The sequence below is a fragment of the Methanospirillum hungatei genome, from assembly GCF_020216685.1.
Lineage (GTDB): Archaea > Halobacteriota > Methanomicrobia > Methanomicrobiales > Methanospirillaceae > Methanospirillum > Methanospirillum hungatei_B.
In genome coordinates, this window is the sequence record NZ_JAIWNS010000253.1 from 1 (window position 1) to 5,322 (window position 5,322).

Sequence of the window (5,322 nt, forward strand, 5' to 3'; positions counted from 1 at the left end):
CGTTCATCTTATGGGAATATCCCATTCATCCTCTTTACCGGCCGGGGCAGGGAAGAGGTTGTAATCGAAGCCCTAAACAACGGGGCCGATTTTTATCTTCAGAAAGGTGGCGATCCGAAGGCCCAGTTTGCAGAATTAGGACATAAAATACGCCAGGCAGTATCCCGCTTGAAAGCTGAGCATGAACTGATTGAATCGGAAAAAAGACTGTCTGATATCATTAATTTCCTCCCGGACGCGACATTTGCCATCAACCGTGATGGTATCATCATTGCATGGAATCAGGCAATTGAAGAGATGACCGGGTATTCATCTGAACAGATGTTGGGGAAAGGAAATTTAGAATATGCCATCCCATTCTACGGAGAAAGGCGTAAGATTCTCATTGATCTGATATTTGAATCAGATGATGTTGTTGCCGAGCGGTATTCACATATCATTCATGAGAAGAATGTCCTGATCGCTGAGATCTCTCTTCCACGGCCGAAAAATCAGGTCGTTACCCTGATGGGAAAGGCAAGCCCGCTCTACAATAGCAATGGTGAGATTGTCGGTGCCATTGAATCAATCCGGGACATTACCAACCTGAAAAAAGCCGAAGAAGAACTCCGAAAACAATTGGATTTACTTGCCATACGTGAGCAGCAGATTCGGGATAGTGAGACAAAATTTCGTGCGGTCTTTGAACGGTCCTACGAGGCTCTGATGCTAGTGGAAGATGGGGGGCTTGTTGACTGTAATGATATTGCCATCCATCTGTTTGGTTATGATTCTATGGAGGATATAGCCGGCATGCGGCCATACGATTCTTCTCCCCCGTTTCAGCCAGACGGTCAGGACTCTCAGATTGCTGCCGCACAGCACATCCGTGCAGCTTTTGAAAATGGAAAAGAGCAGTTTGAATGGGTCCACAAGAGAAAGGATGGGTCTCTCTTTCCAGCGGATGTTTTTCTCTCTACCTTTGAGATCAATGGGAAAAAATATATGCAGTCATCTATCAGGGATATTACCGAGCGGAAAAAGGCTGAACATGCCCTTTTACTGGCGAATAAGAAATTAAACCTCCTCTCCAGCATTACCCGCAATGATATTACAAACCAGCTTGATGCACTATCAGGATTTTTGGAACTATCCAAAGACACTCTCACAGATCCAAAAATAACCGCAGATTTTATCGAAAAAGAAGAGAGAATCGTTCAAATTATCTCTCGTCAGATACGGTTTACAAAAGATTATGAAGATATGGGCGTAAAAGAACCTTCCTGGCAGAATGTTGCAGCAGTAGTACAGAATGTTATGACCCGACTGCCGGTGCAGGATATTCGGATTGAGGTAAAAACTGATTCTCTTGAGATATTTGCAGATCCTCTGTTAAAACAAGTGTTTTATAATCTTCTTGACAACTCACTCCGGTATGGAGAGACGCTGTCTCGCATTGATGTTTTTTACCAAAAAGAGGGAGAAGACCTTTTATTAGTGTGGGAAGATAACGGAGTTGGCATTGCAGAAGAAGAGAAAGAGAAGATCTTTGAACGGGGATTTGGAAAGAACACCGGCCTTGGGATGTTTCTTGTCAGAGAGATCTTGTCCCTGACCGATATCATGATCACAGAGAATGGAAAACCGGGAGACGGAGCACGGTTTGAGATGAACATCCCCCAAGAGTCATACCGCCTATCCTGAAAAACCCTAATTAATATTGTTGAAATCTGAATAATCCATCAGGGACAACAATTTCAAATCGTACTCCCTTTCCTGGACTGCCAGTTTCACGGATCGTAAGTCCGGTGATTGAAAGAAGTTCACGTACCAGATACAACCCCATTCCGGTATTCTTTCCATACCCATGCTGAAAGATCTTCTCTTTTTTCTGCCTCTTCAACTCCTATCCCGTCATCAGTATAGGTGATAATGAGTTTATTCCCTCTTTTTTCTGGTGTAATCCGGATGGTGGTGATAGTGGTCCCATGCCTGACAGAGTTTTCAAATAAGGTTGAAAAGACTTTCTGGATAATAGGATCTGCAAATATCTCTACATCCGGAGAGATAGAAATGTCCGTTGTTATATCTCCGAAGGAGACATCAGATCTCGCTGCATTCACAATAGTAAGAAGGTTTACCCATCGGCTGGACAGAGATCCGAAATCTTCATACTCTCTGGTAAATTCTATTGTATTTTTCAACGTCTCTCCTGCGGTGAGAGCATTGGTGATGTATTCCTTTTGTTCATTCGTCAAATCCGATTCAAGGACGAAATCCAGAGAGACGGTGATGACATTTAAATCATTGATAATATCATGTCTTGTTATTCCGGTCAGAATTTTGAGTTTTTTGAGTGCTTCAAGGAGAGAGAATTCAAGTCTTTTTCGTTCATGAATGTCCCGTATGATGATGAGATCTGCCGGGGCACCAAGATATGATATCAATGCCCCAATCGCTTCTACCTGAATTTCCGATTGATCACGTCGAAGGATACTGGTTTCATAGGCCCTGCGCAATGGTTCTCCGGCAACTCTTTTATAAATAATCTCTGTTATCTTTTCCTGCTTATCAGGAGGGAAAAGTGTCCGAAAGTCTTTTCCGGTAAGTTCATCAACCAGGTACCCGGTCATTTGTGCAAATGCTTCATTTACGAATACCAGATGGAAGTCCTGAACAATAACGATGCTGTCCTGGGCCTTTTCTATGACATTCCGATATTTCTCCTCACTTTCTTTTAATGCGATCTCATACTGTTTCCGCTCAGTTATATCCCTGATGGTGCTGATAAGATATGTATGACCCTCCAGGTCAACAATTTCAGCAGAGATTGACACCCAAAGGGCTTTTCCTGATTTTGAATGGGTAACTGACTCAAAACCTTTTAATCGGCCCTGTTTTTTGATGAGTTCGATGAATTGATCTCGTTCTTCCTGTGAATTCCATAATTGAAGATCTATGGTTCTCTTTCCGATTAATTCCTCATACGAATATTCCATATTCTGAACGCATGAACAATATGGGCCGTCCGGGAACCAGAATCAACGAAATAAATTCCTCCGGCATCAAAGTTTAAGAGAGTTATCGACCTATCAAGGACCGTTTCCAGAAGATCCGTAAGAATTTGAGCATTATTTACCTCGGATATGATCTCATTGAGAATCCCGAGCATTGCTGCCCGGTGCTTGAGAGATTCTGCTTCGGATTTCAGATCAGGTACGGGACTTTCCCTCTTGCCCCTCTGCCCTACTGATCTGATTTTCAGAGTGAGTAACGCGAACCTGAACTCCTCATTCCCCTCTTTCCAGGGATATATATCTGCACCATTCTGGTACACTTCATAGAGAGCCAGATCATTATCAGGATTTGCCAGGAGGATGAACGGGATATCTGCTGACAGCTTCCTGACTGCTTTTAAAAAGGAAATTCCATCAAAGCCGGGTTTTGAAAACCGGGATATGATAACATCATAAACATGGGAGTATATATTCTCCAGGCCTTCCTGTACCGATGTACAGGTTTGGACGGAGAATTCGCCCGTTTGCTCCAGGATTTTTTTACCTATGAGGAGACGGTCTTTTTCATCATCTGCATAGAGGATTGAAATCATGTTTTTATGAGATCCTGGGTTTTTATCATGTGTACTCACATACCTGACAGGTTTTTTATTCTCTCTAACATCCCAAATGTTGTCGTATGGGGGGCATAATTCAGATACTCTGCTCTTTTTTACCGTTTAATAGGAGGTGAAAAACCTCTGTATTCGTCTTTATCATGTATTATTTACGCAGTGTTATAGTATCTCTATTTCATATCTCATATGTTAAAGATTTGCCTTAAAACCTATTCTATGGCCTTGAAACTGGTGCAGCGAATATTTTATACTCCTTCACCGGAGGTTTAAGGTAGATTATGGGGTTATATAATTTACGGTAATAATGGGTTTGTTCCTGATAAACACTGCACCATGTTTGCATCGTCAGATTCGAATAATATTAAGAGCACTTTCGGGGGAGATCGGTCCCTATGTAACGATGTTGGCTGGGATAACACCCGAATACCCGTATATCAATTGGAAAAAATGCTGACGCCTGGATCTGGGATACTGTTCAGCATAATGACCATGACGAGTTCAAGGAGAGAGGATCAGGAGGAAGCACATGAGGAGCAGTGCTGGAATTGAGTATGGTGGCAGAACAGGGGAGTGCTTGAACAGGATCAGAATGTCAAGATGATGGCATATGGAAGAGTGGCTACGAATTACATATTCGTTTTTAGAAAAATTTAATTTTTCAATCCACACGCCGAAAAATCACCAGATGAAACCATAGCTCCCTGTAATCGCTGTATCGGAACACTCCCCCCGATGAGCATATCCCCATAGCCGGCAAGACATTCTGCTCCGGATTCATCGAGAATTATCCGTGAATTTGATACAGACGTCACTTTCAGCGCAATCTTGAGTTGCAGGTTCGCTTTAATGACTCCGGTAATAATCCGTGCATCCGGCCGCTGGGTGGCCAGAATCAGATGAAATCCTGCCGCTCTTCCTTTCTGTCCGATCTTCTGAATTGCAGTCTCCAGAGCCTCTTTCGTAACCCGGTTCATGATAAGATCCGCATATTCATCAATAACGATGATCCGGCGGGTCATCGGTTCAGGTTGCCTAAAATTATACTCAGAAATGTTCGTAAACCCCGTCTTTTCAAGCTGCATATACCGCTCCTCCATCTCTCTGACACATGCATCAAGGGTCTTGATAGCCATATCAGGATCCATGATCACCGGCATGAAGAGAGATGGGAAGGAGACAAAATCGGTGAATGTCACCCGCTTTGGATCGATAAGAATGAATGAGACCTGGGGTTTTGGGTTCATGAGAGTGATTCCAATTACGATTGACCGGATAAGTTCACTCTTTCCTGAACCCGATGTCCCTCCGATAAGACAGCTGGTCATAACCGGATCTGCCAGATCGCCCATCATAACCGATCCGTCTATTCTTCTCCCGATAGGAAAGGGACACAGCGACCGTGAGGAAGGTTTTCCATCCCGGATCAGGGATCTGACATCGCATGGTTGCCAGGTATCATGGGGCACGTCACAGCTGATATACCCGCTTTGTGCCTGAATAAGGGGAGGAAAGGTGAGCGAAAGCCCAAGCTGGATATCAACCGCACGGTTCGCAATCTTAGAAAAGGTGACTCTTTTTGAGAGATCAGGGATAATCTTCAGCCTGATAAACCGTGGTCCGATGGTATATCCTGCCGGGAGAACCGGAATTGAAAGCAGACGGAGAGTCTCTACCAGCCTGGAGAGATACGCCTCTGCCTGGGAGGGATC

General features: G+C 43.8%; 4 protein-coding genes. 1 reads left to right on the plus strand and 3 read right to left on the minus strand.

Annotated elements, in window-relative coordinates; genetic code table 11:
• Positions 1 to 1,683, plus strand: a 1,683-nt coding sequence (locus tag LDL35_RS14280; protein WP_304023645.1) for a PAS domain S-box protein, incomplete at its 5' end; no start/stop codon positions are given.
• A gap of 119 nt (positions 1,684 to 1,802) precedes the next feature.
• Here LDL35_RS14280 and LDL35_RS14285 read toward each other — a convergent pair.
• From LDL35_RS14285 to LDL35_RS14295, 3 genes are all read right to left on the minus strand, one after another.
• On the minus strand, positions 1,803 to 2,978 hold the full coding sequence (locus LDL35_RS14285) for a PAS domain S-box protein (protein WP_304023646.1): 1,176 nt from the start codon (positions 2,976 to 2,978) through the stop codon (positions 1,803 to 1,805).
• Positions 2,954 to 3,589, minus strand: a complete 636-nt coding sequence (locus LDL35_RS14290) for a response regulator (RefSeq protein ID WP_304023648.1) — start codon at positions 3,587 to 3,589, stop codon at positions 2,954 to 2,956. Before LDL35_RS14290 ends, LDL35_RS14285 begins: the two co-directional genes overlap by 25 nt.
• Positions 3,590 to 4,263: 674 nt before the next feature.
• On the minus strand, positions 4,264 to 5,322 hold a 1,059-nt coding region (locus LDL35_RS14295; protein WP_304023651.1), incomplete at its 5' end, for an FtsK/SpoIIIE domain-containing protein.

Coding starts and splice junctions, on each gene's coding strand:
- LDL35_RS14290 (WP_304023648.1), bottom strand. CDS start 3,589: ATGATTTCAATCCTCTATGCAGATGATGAAAAAGACCGTCTCCTCATA.
- LDL35_RS14285 (WP_304023646.1), bottom strand. CDS start 2,978: ATGGAATATTCGTATGAGGAATTAATCGGAAAGAGAACCATAGATCTT.